Annotated in this window: 17 protein-coding genes, 1 tRNA gene and 5 pseudogenes; 21 read left to right on the top strand and 2 right to left on the bottom strand. The window is 42.8% G+C overall.

Annotated features, from left to right (window positions below):
- Positions 1–130 precede the first annotated feature (130 nt).
- Positions 131–727, top strand: a complete 597-nt coding sequence (locus tag GKR74_RS09760) for a GNAT family N-acetyltransferase (RefSeq protein WP_154603419.1) — start codon at positions 131–133, stop codon at positions 725–727.
- A 60-nt stretch (positions 728–787) separates the two neighbouring features.
- On the opposite strand, the gene GKR74_RS09755 is transcribed toward GKR74_RS09760, so the two are convergent.
- Complete coding sequence (locus GKR74_RS09755) at positions 788–1,861, bottom strand: NAD(P)H-dependent amine dehydrogenase family protein (protein ID WP_154603418.1); 1,074 nt, start codon at positions 1,859–1,861, stop codon at positions 788–790.
- 355 nt (positions 1,862–2,216) lie between these two features.
- Between GKR74_RS09755 and GKR74_RS09750 the strand changes: the two genes are divergently transcribed.
- A tRNA-Ile gene (locus GKR74_RS09750) sits at positions 2,217–2,293 on the top strand.
- A gap of 77 nt (positions 2,294–2,370) precedes the next feature.
- On the opposite strand, the gene GKR74_RS09745 is transcribed toward GKR74_RS09750, so the two are convergent.
- The gene (locus GKR74_RS09745; RefSeq protein ID WP_154603417.1) at positions 2,371–2,919 is read right to left on the bottom strand and encodes an RBBP9/YdeN family alpha/beta hydrolase; all 549 of its coding nucleotides are present in this window, start codon (positions 2,917–2,919) and stop codon (positions 2,371–2,373) included.
- 322 nt (positions 2,920–3,241) lie between these two features.
- Here GKR74_RS09745 and yiaA point away from each other — a divergent pair, with 322 nt between their 5' ends.
- From yiaA to hypD, 19 genes and pseudogenes are all read left to right on the top strand, one after another.
- Complete coding sequence (gene yiaA / locus GKR74_RS09740) at positions 3,242–3,730, top strand: inner membrane protein YiaA (protein ID WP_154603416.1); 489 nt, start codon at positions 3,242–3,244, stop codon at positions 3,728–3,730.
- 793 nt (positions 3,731–4,523) lie between these two features.
- Complete coding sequence (locus tag GKR74_RS09735) at positions 4,524–5,090, top strand: fimbrial protein (RefSeq protein WP_036956196.1); 567 nt, start codon at positions 4,524–4,526, stop codon at positions 5,088–5,090.
- 155 nt (positions 5,091–5,245) lie between these two features.
- Positions 5,246–7,717 carry a fimbria/pilus outer membrane usher protein gene (locus GKR74_RS09730; protein WP_154603415.1) on the top strand — a complete coding sequence of 824 codons (2,472 nt, stop codon included), beginning with the start codon at positions 5,246–5,248 and terminating at the stop codon, positions 7,715–7,717.
- 26 nt (positions 7,718–7,743) lie between these two features.
- Complete coding sequence (locus tag GKR74_RS09725) at positions 7,744–8,484, top strand: fimbria/pilus periplasmic chaperone (RefSeq protein ID WP_154603414.1); 741 nt, start codon at positions 7,744–7,746, stop codon at positions 8,482–8,484.
- 34 nt (positions 8,485–8,518) lie between these two features.
- A complete protein-coding gene (locus GKR74_RS09720; protein ID WP_154603413.1) occupies positions 8,519–9,001 on the top strand; it encodes a fimbrial protein in 483 nt (160 codons plus the stop codon).
- An 11-nt stretch (positions 9,002–9,012) separates the two neighbouring features.
- Positions 9,013–9,522: pseudogene (locus GKR74_RS09715) on the top strand (fimbrial protein).
- Positions 9,513–10,025 (top strand): fimbrial protein, encoded by a 513-nt coding sequence (locus GKR74_RS09710; protein WP_154603411.1) that lies wholly within the window; start codon positions 9,513–9,515, stop codon positions 10,023–10,025. The pseudogene GKR74_RS09715 and the gene GKR74_RS09710 overlap by 10 nt, the downstream one beginning before the upstream one ends.
- 19 nt (positions 10,026–10,044) lie before the next feature.
- Positions 10,045–10,899 carry an MrpH family fimbial adhesin gene (locus GKR74_RS09705; RefSeq protein WP_154603410.1) on the top strand — a complete coding sequence of 285 codons (855 nt, stop codon included), beginning with the start codon at positions 10,045–10,047 and terminating at the stop codon, positions 10,897–10,899.
- 136 nt (positions 10,900–11,035) lie between these two features.
- Positions 11,036–13,324, top strand: a pseudogene (gene hypF / locus GKR74_RS09700) (carbamoyltransferase HypF).
- Between the two features lie 612 nt (positions 13,325–13,936).
- The gene (hybO, locus tag GKR74_RS09695; RefSeq protein WP_036956217.1) at positions 13,937–15,055 is read left to right on the top strand and encodes a hydrogenase 2 small subunit; all 1,119 of its coding nucleotides are present in this window, start codon (positions 13,937–13,939) and stop codon (positions 15,053–15,055) included.
- A gap of 2 nt (positions 15,056–15,057) precedes the next feature.
- Positions 15,058–16,116 (top strand): annotated as a pseudogene (gene hybA, locus GKR74_RS09690) (hydrogenase 2 operon protein HybA).
- Positions 16,100–17,299, top strand: a pseudogene (gene hybB / locus GKR74_RS09685) (Ni/Fe-hydrogenase cytochrome b subunit). Before hybA ends, hybB begins: the two co-directional pseudogenes overlap by 17 nt.
- A complete protein-coding gene (gene hybC / locus GKR74_RS09680; RefSeq protein ID WP_108478454.1) occupies positions 17,284–18,987 on the top strand; it encodes a hydrogenase 2 large subunit in 1,704 nt (567 codons plus the stop codon). Before hybB ends, hybC begins: the two are co-directional and overlap by 16 nt.
- On the top strand, positions 18,987–19,481 hold the full coding sequence (locus GKR74_RS09675) for a HyaD/HybD family hydrogenase maturation endopeptidase (RefSeq protein ID WP_154603409.1): 495 nt from the start codon (positions 18,987–18,989) through the stop codon (positions 19,479–19,481). The genes hybC and GKR74_RS09675 overlap by 1 nt, the downstream gene beginning before the upstream one ends.
- Before the next feature lie 7 nt (positions 19,482–19,488).
- Positions 19,489–19,974, top strand: a complete 486-nt coding sequence (gene hybE, locus GKR74_RS09670; RefSeq protein WP_108478511.1) for a hydrogenase-2 assembly chaperone — start codon at positions 19,489–19,491, stop codon at positions 19,972–19,974.
- A complete protein-coding gene (gene hypA, locus GKR74_RS09665) occupies positions 19,974–20,315 on the top strand; it encodes a hydrogenase maturation nickel metallochaperone HypA (RefSeq protein WP_154603408.1) in 342 nt (113 codons plus the stop codon). The genes hybE and hypA overlap by 1 nt, the downstream gene beginning before the upstream one ends.
- A gap of 126 nt (positions 20,316–20,441) precedes the next feature.
- On the top strand, positions 20,442–21,554 hold the full coding sequence (hypB, locus tag GKR74_RS09660) for a hydrogenase nickel incorporation protein HypB (RefSeq protein WP_154603407.1): 1,113 nt from the start codon (positions 20,442–20,444) through the stop codon (positions 21,552–21,554).
- Positions 21,545–21,820: pseudogene (gene hybG, locus GKR74_RS09655) on the top strand (hydrogenase maturation factor HybG); the annotation flags it as partial. The gene hypB and the pseudogene hybG, both read left to right, overlap by 10 nt.
- Before the next feature lie 4 nt (positions 21,821–21,824).
- Positions 21,825–22,937: a hydrogenase formation protein HypD gene (gene hypD / locus GKR74_RS09650; protein WP_108478456.1), complete on the top strand. Its 1,113-nt coding sequence runs from the start codon at positions 21,825–21,827 to the stop codon at positions 22,935–22,937.

The following is a 22,937-nucleotide window of genomic DNA, read 5'->3' as shown; positions in this document are numbered from 1 at the left end:
CTTACAGGACTATTTCTTTTGTTTTATTTTTCTGTCATAAAAAATGGTTACAACAAAGAAGAATGGTTATTTACATCATAATTTGATGGTTTTTCACTCCACACAACCGAGTTATTCAGGAAATACGCCGATGAAAGAGATTTGCCAAGCTGTCACCTTAGAAGGCAACCATGTTCGATTAGAACCATTAACCCATCACCATGATGCTGTTTATGCTGAGATTATTGAACGAGATAAGCTACATCACCTGTGGTATACCTCGGTACCTGAACCGGAAAATGTCGCGAAAGATGTCGACATGCGCCTTGTGCGTTTTGAGCAAAAAGAGATGGTGCCATTCGCGATTATTGACAAGCGGACAGGCAAAGCCGTTGGTATGACGTCGTATATGCGCATCGATCAAGGGGTTCGCCGTGTAGAAATCGGGGCGACATGGTATGGGACGGAAGCGCAGCGCACACCGATCAACACAGAAGCTAAATACTTGTTATTAAAACATGCGTTTGAAGAATTAGAATGTGTTGCCGTGGAGCTAAGAACGCACTTTTTAAATCATCAAAGCCGTAAAGCGATTGAGCGTTTAGGGGCAAAACTCGATGGGATTTTACGTAACCATATGCTAACTCGTACGGGTGAGCTACGAGATACCTGCGTTTATAGCATCTTAAATAATGAGTGGCCGGCAGTGCGTCGCCACTTGGAATGGCAGATGACAAAGCCTCGCTAAGTTAAAAAAATAGCCCACGGGATGTGGGCTATATGATTAATGTTTGATTAAATCATTTAATTATAAATATTCGTGCATTGGTTTGGTCATATACACGTTATTTGGCATTTTTTCCGTGGTGGTGTAGCCCGCAGGGCTGTTGATCAGCGCTGGGATACGGTTAACCAAGTTTGCGCAGGTTAATTCCACGGTTGCAGGGTTATTCACTTCAATCGCCGTATCTGGCTCACCAATTAGCTGCCAGCTGTTTTTGTCGCACTCATCCGCCGTTAAAATTTTACCGATACATTCCGTTTCTAAGGTGACGCCTTCCGCTGTTTCAGTGATTACCACCGCAGACAATCCTAATACATCGCCTTTTTTCACCGTCATTTTTAAGGTGTCTGAATAGATATCTTCTTTGGCAATTTGCGGTACGCAGCGCTGAGTTTGATTGGTAATAGTCAGACCTAAACGGCTGCACAGCCAACCATTTTGTGTCCACATATATGGTGGCGCATATTCCCCGCTCTCAATTTTCTCAGCGATAACTGCGTATGGCAGGTCGTTATAGTTACCAATTTGCTGATTGAATTCGTCGACGGTTAAGCCTGCACCGTGACCTTTTGCCAGCGCGATGCCGTAATCTTCCACGTTGTAGCAGCTAGAGCCTTTGATTTTGACCAGTTTGTGCATAGAACCTGCCAAGGTATCGATAAGCACGCCCCAGAACATATCTGGGTATCCGCTGCCCGCTAAAGTGCAGTTATTCGCTTTCGCTAAAGCATCGAGTTTTTCAGTAATTTCAGGGGAAGAGTTCCACGGATAAAGAGCTTCTTCACCCGTTGAGATTGCATTCACGCCATGTCGAGCGAAGAGGGAGAATGCATCTTCTAAGTCGGCCATGGTGCTGAGGGTAGCAATAATTCCCACGTCGGGTTTTAAGGTTTCTAGGGCTTTATCGGCTTCATTCAGAGGCTGGATTTTCACACCAGTTAGCGCCGTGCCTGCGATTTCACCAATGTCTTTGCCAATCACTGCAGGGTTGATATCAAAAGCCGCCACAACTTCAGCACCGTGTTCTTGTAGGTAACGGATGAGAAATTTGCCCATCTTTCCACAACCATATTGAACTGCACGTACTTTTTTCATCATTATCGTCCTATAACTGTTTGTCTAATATCATCATGTTCTATATGAAGTATAAAATTATTGTTTTATATCAATCAATTGAACAAAGAATGCTTAATAAATTAGAATGGGAAAACTCAATCTTTACGCCCGATTATTTACTATAGGGTAGTTGTTAACGCAGGTTTGTTCATAAATGGCGTTCTAATAAAGAATGGAATCCTAGAATAAAATCCGATAATTAAGATAGGAATGATGGTTTTCGATGATGCCATGCCATTGAATTATATGGCAGAGCTATGGCTTGGATACAAATTCACCATACAGTATTGAAATACTAGACCTTCACCAAAACAGCACGTATAATCGGCACCACTTTGGCCCCTTAGCTCAGTTGGTTAGAGCAGGCGACTCATAATCGCTTGGTCACTGGTTCAAGTCCAGTAGGGGCCACCAAATTTTAGCTGTTAAATCAGCGCATTAAGCCACTTCGAAAGAAGTGGCTTTTTTGTGTCTGGAGCACTGGAAACAAACTACCGCCCAATAAACTCTCTCCCCACAAACTCTTCAATCAACTGCTCGCCTTCATGCCATTCTCCATATCCTGCATCAGTATTTAAATGCTCACCGCTTTTAACCAACATAAGTTGGCTTCCCCATATTTCGGCAAGCTGATGGGCTTTTTCAGTGCCAAGGTGTGGATCATTATCGGTATAAATAAGCAAAGAAGGGCTTGGAAGCTTTTTATTGGGTAGTGGTCGCTGCTGTTGAATATCAAGTAGGGCAGAAGGGGAATCAACATCCGCAGGGGTAGCGAGGATCATCGCTTTTACTCGATGGTTGGGAAATTGGCTCGCCCATTGCGCCACACAAACAGCTCCGCAACTGTGTCCAATCAGCACCAATTCACCCTCTGTATTTTGAACCACCTCGTTTAGGCGCTCTATCCATTTATGGTTAGGGGCGTTCCAGTCATCCTGAATGACGCGCACAGTATTATGGTATTTTCTTTCTATATAGGATTGCCAATGTTGAGAACCGGAATTGGTATAGCCAGGAACAATTATAAAAGTGGTAGTCATCTTGCTTCTCAGGTTGTCTGGGAGAATTCAATCTTAATCGGTGTGAACTAAAGTTAGCTAGCAATTTATCGGCTAGCGTTAAATCAAAATGTTATTTAAGTAAGCCATTCGGAATAATACGAAATAGCTTCTGATGGTTTTGTTTTTAACGCATTTAATGCGTTATTTATGAGTTTGTAATAAATAATTAAAAATAAAATCAATGTATTGCAGTTAATCCTATTTTAACTACACACTATAATTGTCACCTTGTAATGACTATTAAAGTCAAATTATCTAAGGTAGGATGAGTTCCAATTTAACTTATGGAAAGGTTACTCATATGAAGGATAATACTTCACTAGATAATGAATTTTCGGGCTTTAATGCATTTCATCTGATTTCTTGGATTGCGGTGATTGGTGGGATTGCAGTGTATCTTATTGGGCTATGGCGCTCTGAGATGCAGTTAAATGAAAAAGGGTATTACTTTGCAATCTTATTACTGGGACTGTTTTCTTCAATTTCAGTCCAGAAAACAGTGCGAGATAAAATGGATAATATCCCAACGACCCAAGCGTATTACATTGCTTGTATGGTGGCGTTCTTTGCATCTATCGCCTTAATGGCTGTGGGGCTGTACAACGCGGAACTATTACCAAGTGAAAAAGGTTTTTACGGCATTGCTTTCTTTTTATGTATGTTTGGTTCTATCGCGGTGCAAAAGAATATTCGCGACCTACAAACCACTAAGCCAGCTGAGCAACCGAAGAAGTTTGAAGTGAAACAACCAGCCATCAATGAAGATAGTGAACCTAGCATGAAAGGCTAACCACTGTTTTAGCAAAGGCTCAATGAATGCATTTGAGCCTTTGTGTTTCTTTTTACCTAAAGAGCATTTGCCATTCTAATTTCCTACCTAGCTATTCTTATATACCAGTCAATCCATCCCTGAAATAATCACTATGGCATCATATTTGAGTGTGAAATAGTACCTTAATGAATCACTGATTAGACCAGAATATATTTTATCCACATTGAATAATTCTCATTATGTATAATAAATGAGACTGAGTTCTTATTTATTAGAAAAAATAGCGGATGGAGATAAATTAGAATTAACCATTTTCTTTTTGATACATATAAATTTGGATTGAAAATGCAAAAAACTATTACGCTAAATTGTGGTAATTGGATAATTGCTGATAATAATACGCGTCAAAGATGTAACGAATTGCAAAAAAGTAATGTCCGATATATGTGAAAGAAATGTTGTTAAGTATGAATCAATGACACATTATTTGTAACTCATTGATTTTTAACATATCAAAATAATCGTAATATGAGTAAATGTGTCAAAAAATAACTGCCTATTGAACCTCTTGTTTTCGATAGGTGATGGCGACTTTACAGCTTTTAAGTGTAATTATAGTATTTGTGTGAACCAAAGCTCAAAAGGCAAAAAGATTTAATTACCGTATTCATAAATATATCGTGGTTTTACCTAAGTATATTTAACTATATTTCGTATCTGAAATTTAAGCTTCTATTGTAATTAATAATTAATTACAGGACTTCTTATTATCTTTTTTCTTTAAATTACGACTTAATCGAGGATTCACCTAATGAAATTAAATAAAACTCTTATGGCTATCGCAGCAACGACATTAATTGGTTTTGGTGCGAACGCAGCGCCAGTTAACCACGGTAATGGTAAAGTCACTTTCACTGGTAGCATCATCACTGCACCTTGTTCTATTGACCCATCTTCTATTGACCAAACTGTAGATTTAGGCCAAATCGCTGATGTGGTATTAAAAAATGGTGGTACTTCAGACGGTCAATCTTCACCAGTTATGTTCGATATTAAATTAATTGACTGTACTGTAGAAACAGGTGATTCCGTGAATATTACATTTTCAGGTGCGGCCGCTACAAATGACCCTAAATCACTATTAGCTATTACAGGTACTGCTGCAGGTGCGGGTATCCAGATCGTAGATAGCAATAATGACCCAATCGTATTAAATGAAGTCACTAAATCTGAGCACAAACTGCAAGGCACAACTAACACCCTGCAATTTGCTGCATACGTGAAAGGTTTAGGTAGCCAAGGTAAACCAGAAGCTCCAGTTGATATCGTTGCGGGTGAATTCCAAGCGGTAACTGATTTCGTATTGTCGTATAACTAATTTAATGCATTAGTTATTAACGGTAAGCTGAAGTAATGAGACCAATCATTACTTCAGCTTAGAAAATTTATTAAAATTTAAGGACATCGTAATGAAAAAAGTTAATAATAAAATTATGTGTTCTGTGTTTTTAAATGTTAATAAAAAATAAATTCATGAAAAAACTCATCACGGTATCTTTATTACTGCTGAATCCATTAATTGCTCTCTCTGAAGAGGCAGTGGACTTCAATATTAATATATTGAACGCAGAAGATAGAGAAAATATTAATTTGGCAGTTTTTTCACAAGATCTTTATATTGTTCCTGGCATTTACCCCTTTAAACTAAGTATAAATAACGCATATATACCTGAGCAGAAAATAACCGTTGTGAGTTATGAAGAAAAATCGCAAGCGTGTTTAACGGATGAAATTGTCGAGAAATTTGACTTAAATTCGGAAGCTGAAAGTGTATTACAGTGGAATACCATTGATGGCTTAGAGTGTTTAGATATTGCTAGCCTAGAAGGAATGTCAGTAACACCTAATTTATCGACCGGAACATTAATTATTAATATTCCGAAAAGCTATCAGGAATATTCCGCCAACGACTGGGAATCAGCATCTCGTTGGGAAGATGGCATTAAAGGTATTATTTTTGACTATAATCTGACCTCACAATATAACCGTAGTTTAGGTGATAACAAATCGAACAATACTTTTTTCCTTTCAGGATTAGGGGCCGTCGGCGCTAACTTTGATAGCTGGCGTTTACGAGGTTTTTGGCAAGGTTCATATAACCATGCGCAGAATAGTCGAGTTGATGATGCTCACGAGATTAAATGGACCAATATTTATGCTTATCGAGCTATTCGCAGCTTAAAATCGAAATTAACCCTCGGTGAGGATTTTCTGCAAACAGATTTGTTTGATAGCTTCAAGTTTATTGGGGTTTCATTACGTTCTGACGACAATATGTTGCCACCAAGCTTACGTTCATATGCGCCAGAGGTAACGGGTTTTGCAGAAACGAACGCGGTAGTCAAAATTAGCCAAGATGGACGCGTTATTTACGAAAGTTTAGTTCCTGCGGGTCCATTTAGAATTCAAAATTTAAATAGCGGTATTTCAGGGACTTTACAAGTCAGAGTTGAAGAGAGCGACGGGCGCGTTTCGGAGTTTGAAGTTGAAGCTGGAAATATTCCTTTTTTATCTCGTCCAGGTTCTGTGCGCTATAAAGTGAGTGCGGGTAGACCAACAGATATGGATCGTCATGTCATGGGGGATGCTTTCACGCAAAGCGAGGTTTCATGGGGTATTAGCAATGGTTGGTCAGTTTTTGGTGGTGCGCTAAATAGTAGTCGATTTAACTCTTTTGCTGCTGGTGTTGGACGTGATTTATTTCGATTTGGTGCAATTTCGTTCTCATTCAATCATTCAATCGCCGCACTGACAGATGGGCCGACCTTAAAAGGCAAAGCATTTAAAGTCGATTATTATAAAAGTTTCGAAGGAAGTAATAGTCAAATTCAATTATCCGCTTACCGTTTTATGGATCGTGAATTTATGACGATGAGTGATTTCCTCACTTATAATGACCAAAAAGATATTATGTATGCAGGACACAATAAAGGCTCTTATTCTGCATCACTAAGTAAAAACTTTACTGATTGGCGTTCATCCGTAAATTTAAATTACACGCACCAAACCTATTGGAACCGCCCAAATAGTTATCGCTATAACATGACGTTCTCGAAGTATTTTGATACTAGCAAGTTTCATAATATCGGTCTGTCTATCAATATGTTTAATAGCAAAATGCAGGGTTATCAAGATAATGGAGTTTATGTCAGCCTTTCAGTTCCATTAGCATCAGGAACTTATGTCAATTATTCAACGTATAACGGTAAGAATGATAATACGAATAAAGTGACAATGAATGAGCGTCTTGAAAATAAAGATAACCTTTCACTTTCTGTCGGTAATAATCGACATAGCGGAATATTTAGTAGTTATTATAGCCATAAAGGTAATATGAATGACTTTAATACCAGCTATAACTATATAAGTAATAACTCAATGTCATTATCTGCGAATGTTCAAGGCGGCATGACATTGACGGGGTACGGAATAGGCATGCACCCAGTCACATCAACAGGGGGAACACGAGTTTTTGTTGATACAAATGGCGTTAAAGATGTTCCAGTAAAATATAATGGTACACATTTACGCTCAAGTGGTTCTGGAAAAGTCGTTGTTCCTGATATTAATAGCTATTATAAGACAGACGTTGTTGTTGATATTAATAAATTACCTAAGAATGTTGAGATTGCGGATTCCGTAACACAAACCACACTCACTGAAGGTGCAATAGGTTATCGTAGTTTTGATGTTATTTCTGGGATCAAAATGATGGTGACGTTGAGATTACAAGATGGAAGTTACCCACCATTTGCTGCGGATATTAAAAATAATGCAGGCAAGACAACAGGTATTGTGGGTGACCAAGGTGAAGCTTACATCGGTGGAATAAAGCCGGGTGAGACAATGACAGTATCATGGCAAGGTTCTGAATGTACGATTACATTCCCACAAAATATCGAAGAGCATAATATTTACGACAAACTGCTCTTACCATGTAATTAATTAATAATAATCTTAAAAGAAGGCTAATGTTTATGATGAAAAAATTATCCGTATTATTACTTAGCTGCTTCGTGACTGCGAATGCTTATTCTGCAATTTCAATGGACAGAACGCGTATTATTTATAATGGCGATAGCAATTCTGTTTCATTAACGGTAAGTAATAAAAATAACCAACTGCCTTATTTGGCACAGGGTTGGTTTCAAGATGAGAAAGGCGAAAAACTAACCTCTTATTTTACGATTTTGCCACCAATCCAAAGAATTAATGCGGGGCAAACAAGCCAATTACGTATTGAAGCTTTACCAGACATAGTGAAATTACCTCAAGATAGAGAAAGCTTGTTTTTCTTTAATTTAAGAGAAATTCCACCGACAAGTAAAAAATCTAACGTACTGCAAATTGCATTACAAACACGCGTGAAGTTGTTCTATCGTCCAGCTTCTTTAGCGGTTGATTCCACTCAAATGAAAAATGCACCGTGGCAGAATAAATTAGTGTTAGTCAAAAAAGATGGCGCTATTTATGCCAAAAACCCAACGGCTTACTACGTGGTATTAAACAACATTAGAAAAAGTGCTAACGCAGAGAAAGCAAAAAGCTTTGTTGCTGTAGACGTTGCCCCATTTGCTGAGCAAAAACTGTCAATTACTGCAGATCAATTAGGTTCATCGCCAGTGATTAACTATATCAATGACTACGGCGGTCAGGTTGATGTTCCGTTTGTCTGTTCTGCAACAGAGTGTCACGCGCAAGCGGCTAACTAATTCCATAAGCAAATGAGAGAAATGGATAAATCGCATGTTTAAATTTAAGAACCTGTTTTGTCTTAGTTTACTGTTTTTTTTATCTGTGACTGCATTTGCGGATGGGAAGTTTGTGACGGTCAGAGTGAATGTTTTGTCTGGCGGATGTGTGTTGAATGATAACGAAGATATCTATGTAGATTTTGGTGATGACATCGTTATTGGGCAAATTGAGTCAGGTAAATATACAGAAGCAATTCCTTATAGTTTAAGTTGTGATTCGCGATTTGATGAGCTGTACCTCGCTTTTGAAGGGGATAAGGGCGAAGATTTAAATAGCTTGAAAGTCGCGGATACACCAGGTTTGAATATCAAGTTATATATTGGTGATCAACCGATGAATATTGGTTCTCGATATGAGATTGATAATATTCAGTCCTTACCCTCTTTAACCGCAAAACTGGCACTGGCTAATGGGATAAGACCTGTTGGAGGTGAGTTTTCTACTGCTGCAACACTAACTGTAGGATATCATTAAGGTATTATCTTATGAAAAAGCTCTTATTATCATTCGTTTTATTTCTGGCATACACAAGTACGGCACAGGCTGTCAAAGTGAGCTTTAGAGGAAATTTGATAGAGGGAACGCCATGTGTCATCAATAATAATCGCCCGATTGAGGTGGATTTTGGTGATGACTTGGTGGTTTCGTTAGTGCCGACCAAAGATGGTACAAAATATATAGAAGATATCGATTTTGAATGGGAATGTGACAACATCTCTTCAGGAACGGATGTGGTTTTTAGTTTTGAAGGCAAAAAATCTTACTTTGATAATGATTTATTAGCAATTAATGAGCAAAGAGACATTGCACTGCAAATTTATCATGATTCAAAAACATTAAGAGTGAACGATACGTTTGTATACACCTATGAATCTGACTATAGAACACCTGATTTGAAGGCGGCATTAGTGAAAAGTAGCTCAAGTTCAGCCTCTGTCGAGCCGGGGGAGTTTACTGCCAGTGCGACATTAACGGTTGCTTATCCATGAAGATAATCTTCTTTACTCTATTACTTTATTTCTCTGGGAATGCGTTCGCGGATGAGGTGAATTTTTCTGGAGTATTGAGACACGCCATTCCTTGTATAGTCAATGGTGGCGAGGAGCTTGTGGTGCCATTTCATGAGGTCAATGATAAAGACCTTTATCGTCAAAGAGATATCTCCGAAGTCTTTGAAATTACACTCTCTGAGTGTGAGTTTTTGCCTGATTTTTCATTTTCGATGTCGTTTACGGGGAGTAGTAACCCGAAAATTAAAGGTTCGTTGCGAATTGATGGTGACCCCGGTGATTTGGGCTATGCCATCGTATTGAGTAGCGATAATGGCAATGTGGATATTAATAGCCAATACCCTATTGTTGGAATGAACGGTAATAAATTCCCTAGCGTAATCCCGCTTAAAGCCTCCATTTTGGGGGAAGAAGACGCAATCAAAAATAAAAGTATTAAACTCGGGGATTTTAGCGCCACCACCACTTTTAATATCTATTACGAATAACTCGGTTGTTAAGGATATTATGAAAAAACTTATTCTTATCTGTTTACTGGCTATATCGCCTTTTCAATTTGCGCGTGCTGAATTTGCGGCGCAAGGGGAGCTTGTTACTGACCATGGCGCATGGATGGACACACGATATATTTTACGCGGGGACTTACAACACGATAATCGCCCGATGGCTGTGCAAACGACAGGCAGTTGTCCTTGTGATATAGAGTTAGGATCTTGGGGAACCTATGCAGATGGTGGGTATGGTGCGGGTAACTCACACATTGTTAACTTTGATACTCACTCCGTGAGATTAAGAGAGCGAAGTTCGTGGGACGAAAGCCCCGTTACGTTCAGTGAAGTGGCTAGAGCATTAGAAAAAGATAACGTTTTAAATAGGCAAATTCCGGGACGTTGGCAGTTTTATCCGAGAAGGCCTGGAGTTGGATATTGCTTCAATCTAGGTATTTTGTATCGACAAAAAATGCAGCGTGAGCAAACCGCAGATAACCCAATAATTCTCTGTTCACCGTTAGACCCTGCTATTACTAACTGTGATATTGAAGGTCCAGACTATATCGACCACGGCACATTATCCAATAGCTCGATGAATGGTCATACTGTGAGAGAAAACTTTACGATCAGCTGCACAAATCCAACGGATGTTAAAATTTCTGCTGTCGCAGGATTAGATAATGATAACTTCATTTTTATGGCTGATGGGCTAGAGTCTGAAATTAAAGTCAATGGTGCACCATCAACCGTGCTTTCGGTAGATTCGTTTGTGAAACAAACTTTTGATGTTTCCAGCACATTAAGAAAAACTAAAGATCTCGCTCCGGATGAGTATTCAGGTATTTTCCTGTTATCGGTTGAGCTTCCTTAGTATTCAAGCATAAAAGACAATGGCAGGGTTTTGGTCAATATATCGAGACTGAAACCCTGCCATTTTTTGATCTGAACTCAGGTTATTTATACGTAGAAGCGCGAGAATAGTGTCTCAATCACCAGAGGGCATTCGAGTGAAAAACGGCATACAGTTACGTATTAAAGGAAAGGTTCAAGGGGTTGGATTCCGACCTTATGTCTGGCAGCTCGCCCATCAATGTGCCTTGAACGGCGACGTCTGTAATGATGGAGAAGGTGTACTGGTGCGCCTATTAGAGACTGCGGATATTCCTTTATTTACCCAACTTTTATACCAACATTGCCCACCGCTTGCACATATTGAGTCTATTCAATCCCTGCCTTTTCAATGGGATGAGTTACCCGAAAAATTCACGATTCGCCACAGTGGCGCAGGACGCATGGATACTCAAGTTATCCCCGATGCTGCAACTTGCAAAGCCTGCCGCGACGAACTGTTTGACCCTGCGAATCGTCGCTATCATTATCCGTTTGCAAACTGCACCCATTGCGGCCCCCGTTTTACGATTATTCGTCAAATGCCCTATGACCGACCCAATACCTCAATGGCGGCATTTCCTTTATGCCCAGAATGTCAGCAAGAATATGAAAACCCAGCAGACAGACGTTTTCATGCACAGCCAAATGCTTGTGCAACCTGTGGTCCTGAAATCCAGCAGTGTGACAATAATGGCAAGGTTCTGGCGGTTCACCATCAAGCCTTAGAACAAACGGCAAATGATTTATTGAATGGCAAAATTGCTGCCATTAAAGGTCTTGGCGGTTTTCATCTTGCTTGTGATGCCACTAATTTCCATGCAGTTGAACAATTACGTCAACGCAAACACCGTCCCAGCAAACCTCTGGCGGTAATGATCCCATCCCTAGACTGGCTAAAAGACCAAGGTGTCGAGGTCACAGAAAGTCTACGTGCGTTACTTGAAAGTGCGGCCGCACCGATTGTGCTTATTCAGGCATGGGAAAATAGTGTCTTAAGTGAAAATATAGCTCCACATCTACGAGAAGTCGGGGTAATGCTGCCTTCCAACCCACTGCAGCATTTACTGATGGCGCAGGTGAACAAGCCATTAGTGATGACTTCTGGGAATGCATCGGGCAAACCTCCGGTACTCGCGGAGCAAGCGGCTTTCACGGATTTAGCGAATATCGCAGATATTTGGCTGATGCATAATCGCGATATTGTTCAACGGGCGGATGACTCTTTAGTGCGTTACCATGCCGGAAAAGCAGAAATGTTACGCCGAGCCCGAGGTTATGTGCCAGATGCCATTGACCTTCCGGCGGGCTTTGAAAACTCACCGTCTATTTTGGCGCTAGGTGCGGATTTAAAAAATACCTTTTGTTTGCTTAGAGATAAAAGTGCGGTAATGAGCCAGCATTTAGGTGATTTAGACGATATCGATATTTACCAACAATATCAGCAATCTATTGCGCTGTTTGAGTCGATTTATCGATTTAAGCCTGAATATTTAGTCGGGGATATGCATCCCAATTATGTGAGCCACCGTTACGGTAATTCGTTAAGTGAGCAGCTGAATATCCCGATGATCCACGTTCAGCATCATCATGCCCATATTGCGGCGGTGATGGTGGAGCATGGTATCCCGTTAGGTAATGAAAAAGTGATTGGTTTGGCACTGGATGGTCTCGGTTTCGGTGATGATAACCGGCTGTGGGGCGGTGAGTGCTTACTCGTCGATTATGCCTCTAATCAACACCTTGGTGGATTACCGCCTGTTGCTATGCCGGGTGGGGATTTAGCATCTCGCCAACCATGGCGTAATTTATTGGCTCATCTAGAAAAATTTGTGCCTGATTGGCAAGCGAAGCCCATTGCTTCGGCGCTCGCTCCTTTTGCTTATCCACTATTACAAAAAGCGATTGCTAGAAAGCTGAACTGCCCAACTGCTTCGTCGGCAGGACGATTATTTGATGCTGTTGCAGCGGCATTAGGGATTTGCCCTGAACAAACCAGTTGGGAAGGCGAGGGAGCTTGTCAGTTAGAAGCGTTAGCATTGCAAAGTTCAGTCCAGCAGCATCCTGTCACAATGCCAGTGGTGGGTAATCAATTGGATCTAACCACTTTCTGGCATGAATGGCTGGCTTATAATGCACCGAGAGCCGAACGAGCCCATGCTTTTCATCAAGCCTTGGCGCAAGGATTTGCAGATTTAGCGCTACAACAAGCGAAGCAGTATGGCATTCAACAAGTGGTGTTATCTGGTGGTGTTCTGCACAACCAATTATTGCGCCTTTTGCTAATAGAGAATCTACAGCCTCTTGAGGTATTGCATGCTCGTCAATTACCGATGGGGGATGGTGGACTTGCATTGGGGCAAGTTGCGATCGCTGCCGCAATATTGAAGAAAAATAACTGAGAATAATAGTCAGGCTTTATTTGTTTTCATTAGATATATATTAATGAATAAATTTAGCTTTATTTATTTTTGATATTCATTCGTATTTAATATAATTGATATTAATTCTTATTTGTTTTTACTAAAGTGGATATTATTGAAATAAGGCGTTACTCGAAATTCGATTAATTATACCTGCCTATAAGGCCTTACTAGTGATTTTTATTTTAACATCATGATATAACAACGTTTTGTTATCTTTTTTTAACATTTCAACTCCCATTTTTTTAAACAAATTGAAAACAGCATGAAAAGTTAAATAATCTTTTAACTCGTCGCTGAATCGATTTTTCTATCATAAATTTAAAAAAGACCAAATTTCTTATTGGCTCTTGATGAAGATCAAGTGATTAAAAAGCGGTAGGACTAGGATCTCATTTATATTTACACATCAGGTAATTCTAATAAGGCCTCAGCTTATTAGGTGTAATTGGTAAAGCGACTTTGAATACAAACAATACCTAAATTCCTATGCATATTTCTAATATGTGGCGGATTTTATTTATTTTTTGAATGCAAAATCGTAAAGAAAAATAGCCTAATAAATAGGCTCTAAGCCACTCATAATAGGAAATAGAAATGGCAGGAGATAACTCTATTCTTTCTCCCCATGGCATTAATCGCCGTGACTTTATGAAGTTGTGTACAGCGCTTGCTGCGACAATGGGGTTAAGTGGAAAAGCCGCCGCTCAAATGGCTGATGCGGTGAGTGATCCAGAACGTCCACCCGTCATTTGGATTGGTGCTCAAGAGTGTACAGGATGCACAGAATCGTTGCTGTGTGCGACTCACCCAACCCTCGAAAATTTAATTCTCGATACCATTTCTCTCGAATATCACGAAGTTCTCTCTGCGGCTTTTGGTGAGCAGGTTGAAGAGAACAAGCACAATGCTATTGAAAAATATAAAGGTAAATATGTTTTAGTGGTCGATGGTTCGATTCCACTGAAAGATGATGGCATCTACTGCATGGTGGCCGGAAAACCTATCGTTGAGCATATCCGTATGGCTGCTGAAGGTGCGGCTGCGATTATTGCTATCGGATCTTGCGCTTCTTGGGGCGGGGTTGCGGCAGCTGGGGATAACCCTACCGGCGCGGTTGGCTTAAATGAAGTTATCAAAGATAAAACCGTTATCAACATTCCGGGTTGCCCGCCAAACCCACATAACTTCTTAGCAACAGTTGCCCACCTGATCACCTATAACCGTCCACCAGCATTGGATAGCAAAAATCGTCCAATGTTCGCGTACGGTCGATTAATTCATGAACACTGTGAACGCCGTCCACACTTTGATGCGGGGCGCTTCGCAAAAGAGTTCGGTGATGCTGGTCACCGTGAAGGTTGGTGTTTATACCATTTAGGCTGTAAAGGGCCAGAAACTTACGGTAACTGTTCAACCTTGCAATTTTGCGACGTTGGCGGCGTGTGGCCAGTGGCTATCGGGCATCCATGCTACGGCTGTAACGAAGAAAATGTGGGCTTCCACAAAGGTATCCACCAATTAGCGAATGTGGAAAACCAAACACCACGTTCCGAAAAACCGGATTTGAATAACAAAGAAGGTGGACAAGTTTCTGCAACTGCCGTGGGCTTAATCGGTGGTGTAGTCGGTCTGGTGGCGGGTGTCAGTGTGATGGCTGTACGTGAGTTAGGGCGTCAAAAGCGTCAAAATGATACCAACTCACGGGGAGAATAACCGTGGATAGACGAAATTTCCTTAAACTCTCAGCAGGGGGAGCGCTGCTTGCAAGCACCACTTCGCCGAGCTTGGCGGGAGCGGAAAATAGGCCGCCAATTCCGAATGCGTTGGGTATGTTGTATGACTCGACACTCTGTGTCGGTTGTCAGGCGTGCGTCACCAAGTGTCAGGATATTAACCATCCTGAGCGCAATCCTGTTGGGCCTCAAACATGGTCAAATAATGACAAACTGACGCCATACACCAACAACGTGATTCAAGTTTGGAGCGATGGTTCAGGCTTGAATAAAGATCAGGAAAAAGACGGTTACGCCTACATTAAAAAACAATGTATGCATTGTGTTGATCCTAACTGCGTCTCTGTTTGCCCTGTTTCTGCGCTCACCAAAGATCCGAAAACAGGCATCGTGCATTACGACCCAGATATCTGTACGGGTTGCCGTTATTGCATGGTGGGCTGTCCATTCAACATTCCTAAATATGCTTATGACGACAAATTTGGTGCCATCCATAAATGTGAACTGTGTAACCAAAAAGGCGTAGAACGCTTAGATAAAGGCGGTTTACCGGGTTGTGTTGAAGTGTGCCCAACTGGTGCGGTGATTTTTGGTACCCGTGAAGAGCTTCTCGCCGAAGCGAAAAAACGTTTATCGCTGAAAGTGGGCGAAGAGTACGGCTTCCCTCGCCAAACCGTCCATCACAATGACCCGAACGTGATGCCAGCACCAAAATACCAGCAACATATTTACGGTGAATTGGAAGGCGGTGGTACTCAGGTCATGGTGCTTTCTGGCGTGCCATATCAAAATCTGGGACTGCCAGAGTTAGACGAACTGGCAACTGGTGCACGTTCTGAGAATGTTCAGCACACCTTGTATAAAGGCATGGTTCTGCCTCTCGCGGCATTAGCGGGACTGAGTTTCTTAGTGTATCGCAATACCAAGAATCATGATTCTCATGACGACAAGTCTCATGGCAATAAAACGCATGACGACCAAAATCATGACGACCAAAATCATAAGGACAAGGGGGACGACTCTAATGGCAACGCATGATAAAGAGCAGCCGCTAGGTGGGCGTTTAGTCAGTTGGCCAGTGATTGTCTTCGGACCGTTTGTCATCCTGTGCCTGATTTTGATTGTAAAACGTTTAGTCTTTGGGCTGGGTTCAGTTTCTGATCTGAACGGTGGATACCCATGGGGGATCTGGATTGCCTTCGACTTACTGATTGGTACTGGTTTTGCCTGTGGTGGATGGGCGTTAGCGTGGGCAGTGTATGTCTTTAACCGCGGTGAATATCATCCGTTAGTGCGTCCTGCACTGCTGGCAAGTCTGTTTGGTTACTCTCTCGGTGGTTTGTCTATCACTATCGACGTGGGTCGCTACTGGAACCTGCCTTACTTCTATATTCCAGGGTACTTTAATACTAACTCCGTGCTGTTTGAAACCGCGGTGTGTATGACTATCTACATCGGTGTGATGGCGCTGGAGTTTGCCCCTGCAATTTGTGAACGCTTTAATTGGAAAGTGTCATTAAAACGCCTGAATAAAGTGATGTTTTTCATCATCGCATTGGGTGCGTTACTGCCAATGATGCACCAATCTTCCATGGGCTCACTGATGATTGCCGCAGGGCATAAGGTTCATCCGATTTGGCAAAGCTATGAAATGTTGCCGCTATTATCGCTACTGACCGCCTTCATTATGGGTTTCTCCATTGTGATTTTTGAAGGCTCTTTATTGCAGTCAGCGTTAAAAGGGCAAGGGGCTGATGAACGACCTCTGTTTGTTAAGTTAACCAATATCCTTCAAGTGTTCTTAGTGCTGTTTTTGGTTTGCCGTTTCGGTGAACTGATTTATCGCGGCAAGATGCACTATGTGATGGCGATGGATTTCTACGCCATGATGTTCTGGATTGAGACTGCATTAATGGTGATCCCGCTGATTATCTTCCGTATGCCATCCCTGCGTACTGACTCAAGATGGTTATATATCAGTGGATTAAGCATGTTACTGGGTTCTGCGCTATGGCGTATGAGCTACTCACTGATCGCCTTCAATCCTGGCGGTGGATATGACTATTTCCCAACCGCAGAAGAGATATTAATTTCCATCGGTTTTGTGGCCATCGAGGTGTGCGCATACATCTTGTTAGTTCGCCTATTACCGATTATTCCAGCAATAAAAAAATCTAATTCAAGTCCTTCTCAGGCCCGAGGTAAAGCATGAGCCAACGTATAACTATCGACCCGGTAACTCGTATCGAAGGTCACTTACGCATTGATTGCGAAATCGAAGATGGAAAAGTCACTAAAGCGTGGGCATCCGGCACCATGTGGCGTGGTATGGAAGAGATCGTAAAAGGGAAAGATGCCCGCGATGCATGGATGATCATGCAGCGTATTTGTGGGGTATGTACCACGGTTCACGGGATCATTTCTGTGCGTACTATTGAAAGCGCACTAAATCTTGAAGTGCCTGTTAACGCACAATATATCCGTAATATGATTTTGGCGGCGCACACTATCCAAGACCATATTGTGCACTTCTATCAATTATCTGCATTGGACTGGGTAGACATTACATCTGCATTAAAAGCTGATCCAACCAAAGCGGCGAATATGCTTAAAGGGGTCTCAACATGGTCGCTAAACAGCCCTGAAGAGTTCACCCGCGTTCAAAACAAAATTAAAGATCTAGTTGCCAGTGGTCAGTTAGGTATTTTTGCCAACGGCTATTGGGGTCACCCAGCGATGAAATTGTCGCCTGAAGTGAACTTAATTGCGGTGGCTCACTACCTGCAAGCGCTGGAATGCCAGCGTGATGCTAACCGCATCGTGGCACTGCTGGGCGGTAAAACACCGCATATTCAAAACTTAGCGGTGGGCGGTGTTGCTAACCCAATCAACCTTGATGGTCTTGGGGTGCTTAACCTTGAGCGCTTAATGTACGTGAAATCCTTTATTGACCGTTTAGGGGATTTTATCGAGCAAGTATACAAAATCGATGCGGCAGTGATTGCATCGGGTTATCCTGAATGGTTAGAAATGGGTAAAGGTGCCAAACATTATATGTGCGTGCCTGAAATGCCAATGGACAACAAAAATGGCAGCTTCTTGCTACCGGGTGGTTATCTGGAAAATGGGGATTTCAGTACTTATCGCCCAATCACTAGCCACACTGACGAATACCTGATTAACGGTATTAAAGAGAGCAGCAAGCACGCTTGGTACAAAGATAATGAGCCGCAAGCCCCTTGGGAAGGTACCACTATTCCTGACTACACTGGCTGGGAAGATGACGGTAAATACTCTTGGGTTAAAGCGCCAACTTTCTATGATAAAACCGTGGAAGTGGGCCCATTAGCTGACTTGCTGTGCAAACTGGCAGCGAAACATGAACCAACTGAAAAACACTTTAATGATGTCGTCGGTTTATATCAAACCTTAACAGGCAACACGATCACCAAAGACCAACTCGAATCAACATTAGGTCGTATTATCGGTCGTACTGTTCGTTGCTGCGTATTAAACGAAACCCTGTCGATTCAATGGCAAGCACTGGTAGATAACATTGGTAAAGGTGATCACACCACTTTTATCAAGCCAAACTTCCCACAAGATACGGTGATTAAAGGGGTTGGTTTTGGTGAAGTGCCTCGCGGTCTGTTATCCCACTGGGTTGTCGTAAAAGACGGTAAAATCGAAAACTATCAAGCCGTTGTTCCATCCACATGGAACTCAGGCCCACGTAATTTCAATGATGAGCCGGGCCCTTATGAGCAAGCGTTAGTCGGAACTACGGTGGCAGACCCATCTAAACCATTGGAAGTCGTCAGAACGATCCACTCCTTCGACCCATGCATGTCTTGTGCCGTGCATATTGTCGATACAGAAGGCTCCGAAGTGACCAAGGTGAAGGTGCTGTAATGCGTATATTAGTCTTAGGTGTTGGTAATATTTTGCTGAGTGATGAAGGCATCGGCGTGCGCATTGTTGAAGCACTCGAAGAACGTTATCACTTACCAGAATGTGTTGAGGTATTGGATGGTGGAACGGCTGGTATGGAGCTGATTGGCGCCATGGCGGATCGCGACCATCTGATTATTGCCGATGTGGTTCTGTCGAGTCAGCAGCCTGGCAGCATTTTAGTTCTGCGCGATGCCGAAGTACCCGCGCTGTTTACCCGTAAAATCTCACCCCATCAGTTAGGGCTTTCCGATGTGTTATCGGCGCTGCACCTAACCGATGAGTTTCCAAAGCGTCTGACACTGGTGGGGATTGTGCCTGAATCGTTAGAACCGAAGATCGGTTTAACGGCGACGGGGCAAGCTGCATTAGAGCCTGCACTGCAGAAAGTGATCGAAGTGCTACGCAGTGAAGGGTTAGAGATTATCGCAAAAGAAGAGTGTCTCCATGCCTAATGAATCCATGCCAAAAGAAATCCAAGGTTACTCTCAAAATCCGCAGCCGTTAGTTCAGGCTGCTTTTGAACGAGTTGCTCAGCAATCGATGCATGATTTGTCCTTCTTGCATCCGACGATGGGCATCTATGCCAGTGCATTTTCGTTATTTGAAAATCAATGGGTAGGGGCGGTTATCACCCCTTGGATGTTGAGTGCGATCATCCTGCCGGGTCCTGACCAATATTGGGAGCATCGTGTTGTTGGGGAGAAACTCGGTTTGATTCTCCCTTATGGCGAAATGACTTACACCGTTGGAGAACTGGAAGGACTAACTCAATATTTGGCGTGTTCATTAATGTCGCCATTAGACAGAAAGCTAACTGCAACGCAGGGTGAACATCTGGCTGATGACTGCGCGCGGATGTTGCTTTCTTTGCCTGTGACGGATCCTAATGTCCCTAAATCACCGGAACGTCGCGCTGTGTTCGCTCGTTATCTGGGAGACCAATAATGCATGAAGTCTCTTTATGCCAAAGTGCTGTTGAGATCATTGAACAGCAAGTAAGACAGCATCAGGTGAAAAAGGTGACCGGCGTTTGGTTGGAAATTGGCGCGCTCTCTTGTATTGAAGAGAGCGCCCTTCGTTTTTGTTTTGATATCGCGTGCCGCGGAACTGTGGCACACGGTAGTCAATTGCATATCCTGTATCGTCCTGCTCAAGCATGGTGTTGGGATTGTAGTGAAAGTGTTGATGTTCACACTCACGACGCCGCTTGTCCTAAATGTCACGGTTTTAATCTTAAAGTTGAGAACGGTGACAGCCTGCGAATCAAAGAATTAGAAATCGAATAGATTTTTGATCTAAGAACCTTTTGTGTGATTTAGAGCGAAAATTGTGAATTGACCTTGCGGTGAATCAACCTATTTTTCTGATGTTGCACTAAGCTAACTTCATCACTCACTTATGGAGTAATCATTATGTGTAGTACTTGTGGCTGTGCTTCGGGAGAGCGCAGAATTGAAGGTGATGAGCACCAACATCACCATGATCATGACCACCACCATGGACATGATCACCCTCATTCTCATGACCATGATCATCACTACGATAAACATTCTCATGGGCATGACCATCATGACCACGATCATCATCACCATGACCACAGTCATGCAGCAGAACATAGTGGTAAAACGGTGATTATACATCACCATTATTACCACCAAGGTGATGTGAACCACTACTATCAATCTGAGCCCGAAACCTGTGGCGTGAAGATTGAAAAACATAAGCATAAACATAAGCACGAGCATCCGCATTCCCATGATCATGCTCATGACCATAGCCATGAAGCGGAATCCACTTTTGCCCCCGCAGGTGACCACCATGATCTCGATTATGGACAAGGTGAAGCGGGAACTCATGCGCCGGGTATCAGCCAAAAACGCATGTTACAAATTGAGATGGATGTTCTGGATAAAAACAACCATCTAGCCGAGCATAACCGCGAAGATTTTGCGGCAAAAAATATTTTGGCATTGAACCTCGTTTCAAGCCCTGGCTCCGGTAAAACTACCTTACTGACTGAAACCTTGTTGCGTCTGCGTGGCAAATTGAACTGCGCGGTGATTGAAGGGGATCAGCAGACCACCAATGATGCTCAGCGTATTCGTGAAACGGGTGTACCTGCCATTCAGGTTAATACCGGTAAAGGCTGCCACTTAGATGCGCAAATGGTGCATGATGCGGTTGACCGTTTAGGTTTGGATGAGAACAGCCTGCTATTCATTGAAAACGTTGGGAACTTAGTCTGTCCGGCAAGTTTTGATCTGGGGGAACGTCATAAAGTTGCGGTGCTGTCTGTCACTGAAGGTGAAGACAAACCCTTGAAATACCCGCATATGTTTGCGGCATCTGACATTATGATCCTCAATAAAATCGACTTGCTGCCGTACCTGCATTTTGATGTCGAAGCATGCATTGCCAATGCAAAACGGGTGAATCCGAATATCCAAGTGATCAAAGTCTCTGCCACTAGCGGTGAAGGGATGGATGCTTGGTTAGCATGGCTGGAGACTCAGCTATGTGCTTAGGAATACCGGGTAAAATCGTTGCGGTGGGCGAAGATGTCCACCAATTGGCGCAAGTTGATGTTTGTGGCGTAAAACGCGACGTGAACATTGGGCTAATTTGTGAAGGTGACACGGCGGATCTGCTAGGCCAATGGGTCTTGGTACACGTTGGCTTTGCAATGAGTGTGATTAACGAAGAAGAGGCTCAAGCCACCCTTGATGCGCTAACGGCGATGAGCCAGTTAGACCATGAAGTGGGGGACTTTACAGGGCTAAATTCGGGAGCAACAGATGCAGTACGTCGATGAGTTTCGCGACCCAGCCTTGGCAAAAGCCTTATTGGCGCATATCCGCAAGCGTATTGCGGATATCCCAAGAGCCAAGCAGCGCCCATTGCAGTTAATGGAAGTGTGCGGTGGTCACACCCACGCTATCTTTAAGTTTGGTATCGACCAGCTTCTTCCTCCTGAAATTGAATTTGTGCACGGACCAGGCTGCCCTGTCTGTGTACTGCCGATGGGACGAATTGATGGCTGCATTGAAATTGCTGAACGTCCTGAAGTGATTTTCTGCACCTATGGCGATGCGATGCGTGTGCCGGGTAAAAATGGCTCTTTGCTGGACGCGAAACGCCGCGGGGCGGATGTGCGGATCGTTTATTCACCTTTAGACGCGTTAAATCTTGCCCAGCAAAACCCTGAACGTGAAGTGGTGTTTTTCGGTTTGGGGTTTGAAACCACCATGCCGAGTACCGCACTGACACTACAACAAGCGCGTTTACGCCAAGTGAAAAACTTTTCGGTATTTTGCCAACATATCACTATTATCCCAACCCTTCGTAGCCTGCTTGAACAGCCTGATGTGCGAATTGATGGCTTCCTTGCGCCGGGTCACGTCAGTATGGTGATTGGCGCCCATCCTTATCAATTTATTACCCAAGAATTCCATAAACCTCTGGTAGTTACAGGGTTTGAACCCCTCGATATTTTGCAATCTCTTGCCATGCTGGTGGATCAAATTGCGGATGGTCGCTGTGAGGTAGAAAACCAATATAAGCGCATTGTGGCGGATGAAGGCAACTTGTTGGCACTGAAAGCCTTGGATGACGTGTTTGAACTGAAAGCCACCAGTGAGTGGCGCGGATTAGGCGAAATTGCGGGTTCAGGAGTGCAGTTAACTCTTGATTACCAAACCTTTGATGCGGAGCTGCGTTTTAATATCCAGCCTCATCAAGTGTCGGATGACCCTCAAGCACGTTGTGGTGATGTGCTTACGGGGCGCTGTAAACCAAATGAATGCCCGCTGTTTGGGCAACGTTGTACACCACAAACGGCATTTGGCGCGTTGATGGTCTCTTCTGAAGGAGCCTGCGCCGCGTATTACCAATATCGTCGGGAGGCGTAA

It is taken from the genome of Providencia sp. wls1914 (genome assembly GCF_009706645.1).
Classification (GTDB): domain Bacteria; phylum Pseudomonadota; class Gammaproteobacteria; order Enterobacterales; family Enterobacteriaceae; genus Providencia; species Providencia zhijiangensis.
This window is presented reverse-complemented; position numbering and strand designations above follow the sequence as displayed.

Excerpts from the sequence above, each read along its gene's own strand:
- GKR74_RS09760 (WP_154603419.1), top strand. The coding sequence starts at position 131 with ATGAAAGAGATTTGCCAAGCTGTCACCTTAGAAGGCAACCATGTTCGA.
- GKR74_RS09755 (WP_154603418.1), bottom strand. The coding sequence starts at position 1,861 with ATGATGAAAAAAGTACGTGCAGTTCAATATGGTTGTGGAAAGATGGGC.
- GKR74_RS09745 (WP_154603417.1), bottom strand. The coding sequence starts at position 2,919 with ATGACTACCACTTTTATAATTGTTCCTGGCTATACCAATTCCGGTTCT.
- yiaA (WP_154603416.1), top strand. The coding sequence starts at position 3,242 with ATGAAGGATAATACTTCACTAGATAATGAATTTTCGGGCTTTAATGCA.
- GKR74_RS09735 (WP_036956196.1), top strand. The coding sequence starts at position 4,524 with ATGAAATTAAATAAAACTCTTATGGCTATCGCAGCAACGACATTAATT.
- GKR74_RS09730 (WP_154603415.1), top strand. The coding sequence starts at position 5,246 with ATGAAAAAACTCATCACGGTATCTTTATTACTGCTGAATCCATTAATT.
- GKR74_RS09725 (WP_154603414.1), top strand. The coding sequence starts at position 7,744 with ATGTTTATGATGAAAAAATTATCCGTATTATTACTTAGCTGCTTCGTG.
- GKR74_RS09720 (WP_154603413.1), top strand. The coding sequence starts at position 8,519 with ATGTTTAAATTTAAGAACCTGTTTTGTCTTAGTTTACTGTTTTTTTTA.
- GKR74_RS09710 (WP_154603411.1), top strand. The coding sequence starts at position 9,513 with ATGAAGATAATCTTCTTTACTCTATTACTTTATTTCTCTGGGAATGCG.
- GKR74_RS09705 (WP_154603410.1), top strand. The coding sequence starts at position 10,045 with ATGAAAAAACTTATTCTTATCTGTTTACTGGCTATATCGCCTTTTCAA.
- hybO (WP_036956217.1), top strand. The coding sequence starts at position 13,937 with ATGGCAGGAGATAACTCTATTCTTTCTCCCCATGGCATTAATCGCCGT.
- hybC (WP_108478454.1), top strand. The coding sequence starts at position 17,284 with ATGAGCCAACGTATAACTATCGACCCGGTAACTCGTATCGAAGGTCAC.
- GKR74_RS09675 (WP_154603409.1), top strand. The coding sequence starts at position 18,987 with ATGCGTATATTAGTCTTAGGTGTTGGTAATATTTTGCTGAGTGATGAA.
- hybE (WP_108478511.1), top strand. The coding sequence starts at position 19,489 with ATGCCAAAAGAAATCCAAGGTTACTCTCAAAATCCGCAGCCGTTAGTT.
- hypA (WP_154603408.1), top strand. The coding sequence starts at position 19,974 with ATGCATGAAGTCTCTTTATGCCAAAGTGCTGTTGAGATCATTGAACAG.
- hypB (WP_154603407.1), top strand. The coding sequence starts at position 20,442 with ATGTGTAGTACTTGTGGCTGTGCTTCGGGAGAGCGCAGAATTGAAGGT.
- hypD (WP_108478456.1), top strand. The coding sequence starts at position 21,825 with ATGCAGTACGTCGATGAGTTTCGCGACCCAGCCTTGGCAAAAGCCTTA.